The 2,594-nt window shown below is 40.7% G+C and carries 4 protein-coding genes; all 4 read left to right on the top strand.

The window, feature by feature from the left end; genetic code table 11:
- The coding region (locus WES_RS00040; RefSeq protein WP_016235268.1) for a DUF7415 domain-containing protein at positions 1-307 on the top strand (307 nt) is incomplete at its 5' end.
- Positions 307-513, top strand: coding sequence for a hypothetical protein (locus WES_RS24620; RefSeq protein ID WP_071599031.1), 207 nt, complete (start codon positions 307-309; stop codon positions 511-513). The genes WES_RS00040 and WES_RS24620, both read left to right, overlap by 1 nt.
- A gap of 229 nt (positions 514-742) precedes the next feature.
- Positions 743-1,474, top strand: a complete 732-nt coding sequence (locus tag WES_RS00045; RefSeq protein ID WP_016158955.1) for a hypothetical protein — start codon at positions 743-745, stop codon at positions 1,472-1,474.
- Between the two features lie 194 nt (positions 1,475-1,668).
- A complete protein-coding gene (locus WES_RS00050; RefSeq protein WP_016158954.1) occupies positions 1,669-2,367 on the top strand; it encodes a hypothetical protein in 699 nt (232 codons plus the stop codon).
- Positions 2,368-2,594 lie beyond the last annotated feature (227 nt).

The following is a 2,594-nucleotide window of genomic DNA, read 5'->3' as shown; positions in this document are numbered from 1 at the left end:
TACGGGGCGAAAGGTTGAAGCCCGGATAACAGATGTTACTGACCTGTCAGACTGGCTGGAAGATTATGTCTTGCTAAGTATTGAGCTGCTTAATACAGGCGCATATGAGATTGTGAACTGGAAAGAACTTAGTGCGCGTGGTCTGGTATTTAGAATTAATCATGAAATTATGCATCAGCTCGGCCTTGCTATTATGTATGAACCAGATACGGGGCTGTCTGGTGGGGCAATGGTTGCTGTGGATGGGATGTGGAACTATTCAGATGAACAGATGGAGCGTGCACAGCAAAACGGGTGGCCTGGATAATGCACAGAATACCAAGCGAGATACCGCACCATAAAACTAAAAATATCAAGCTGATGGCTATTGTTCAGCGTTTACAGCGGATTATGGTCAACGAAAATCTGACGCCCGATGAGCTAGTCGGGTGTGCCGAAATAGTCCGGGATAATTACGGGCGGTTTAACCATATCGGTCAATCAAGAGTTACGCCACCACCACGCAGACGATAGAGAACGCCGCCAGTCGTGAAACTTGTTTTCAGGGCTGGCGGGGTTGAACAACGAGCGAAGCGAGGCGTTAGTTGACAGTCATATTTTTACTGCGTTGGTGCTGGTTTTTGACGGTTGAAAGGAGTTAGCTCGGAGAGCTAAAGCTAACAACTTACAAATATTCAAAAGTAAGCTTCCTGTTGCTAACATAAGGTCGATTTTTTATGTGGATGATGCAAAAAGGATAGCTATGGATATTGTAATCGCTTTTCTATCACTCGCTTTTTTCGTTGCTTTTTTCATCGGGTTAATCAAGCCATCACTGGTGCGGATGCCAAACCGTAAACGTGCAAGTGCGGTTTATCTCGGAGGTGGTTTTGCATTGAGCATAATTGGTTCAATACTCTACCCAACAGAAAAAAGCCAGCCAGTTGCTAAAACTGAAACAGCAACCGTAGCAGAACACCAGGCTCAAAAAACATTCGAATATACTGAAAAAACACTCAAGGAATATCGGAACGAGCCAAAGAAGACTCGACACGATATTGTGAATAGTTACATTAACTTTAAGAAAGTGCCAGTCACCGCATCAGATGCATTTTATGCCTGCATGAGTGAGTATACATTTACCAAAGATGATGAGTTGAAACTCGGTGATGTTCTTGGATGGTGCTTTAATGATTATGAAAAAGATCCGAAATCACTAAACAATAAAATCAACCTTGATACATTTCAGAGTAATTTTAGTGGTTGGGATGGTTCTTATCGACCATTGGAAAAGTTAATTAAAGAGAATATGAACGATGATTCATCTTATAAACATGTGTCAACAGTGTATCATTTAATCCTGAATAAAGACCCTCATGCTATAGTGAAAACCACATTTCGCGGTACTAATGCCTATGGTGGTGTCGTGAAGCAAACAATTGCAGCGCGTGTTAATGTGAAAACGGGTGAAATAGTTTCGATACTAAATAATTGAAGGTGATGCCACCGATACTGAAGTTTGATATTGTGTCGGTGGCATTGAAAGATGATCTTAAAGCATGTCTATTTTTTGTTTTGCATGATTTTTTTGATGTGTTGTTTTGTTTGTAATTAGAGTGCTTGATGATTTAAATTTCTTTTAGATGTTGTGTGAAAATATTGTGATTTTCTATATCAAGGATTTGTTTCATGAAGTATTGTGGGATAGCTTTAATAATATGTCTTTGCTTGTTTATGTTCGCATTTGGTTTTGTGTTGGGCGGAGTTCAATGGGCATGGAGCGAGAGTGAAAATAATAGCAAGGTCGCATTTTGGACAATGCTAGGAGGGTGGGTGTCAGGATTGGCTACTCTCGCGGCTGTGGGGGTTTCATTATTTACAAGTTATTATGCGATGATGTTAGGCAAAGAGAAAGTTGACGTTGTTTTTGCGCCTATATATACGACCTCTACGGCAAAAAAAGCAGATAAGCTTTCATCGCAAGATTTGGCTAATATCAAAGTGACAAATTTACACGGTGTGAAGTGTACTATTGTTAATGTTTATATGAAGTTTAGTGATGTTAAGGAACCATTAAAGATTAATAACCTTAAACAGGGCGGTAAGCCCATTCCTTATACGCTATGTAATATAAGCGATATGTGGGAGTTTGCATTTGGGATGGAGTCAAACCCTAGATTGAGATTTCTATTGTCAGGATTGAAATATGAAGGTCGACCATCCTTTAAAAAGGGGTATTTCATCATTGAGACAGCAATGAAACAATACAAGTTAAAGATGCGGAAAGACTTTCTCTCAATATTACAGAGTGAGTATCAAAGCATAGAGGAAGAATCTAAACGTAACTCAGTTAAATCAGGGTGGTCACGGTATAAAAAACAGAATTAATTACCTAATCAGTTATCGTGCATACACAATATGCATGGATTTGCATGCGCAAGCAGCATTCACATTGGTTGTTTTAGTTCAGGACTGGTGCTGTTTCGACGTGTTCATGCAACTGCATTAAAACAGCCCCACGAAGCGGGCGGGCGAGGCGGGGAAAGCACTGCGCGCTGGCGGTGGTGCTGATTTTATTTTTTCAGCGTCTGAGCGCGTCGTGATGGCGTTTAGAT

Origin of the sequence: Escherichia sp. KTE31, assembly GCF_000407925.1 — a bacterium.
GTDB classification, from domain to species: Bacteria; Pseudomonadota; Gammaproteobacteria; order Enterobacterales; family Enterobacteriaceae; genus Escherichia; species Escherichia ruysiae.
This window is presented reverse-complemented; position numbering and strand designations above follow the sequence as displayed.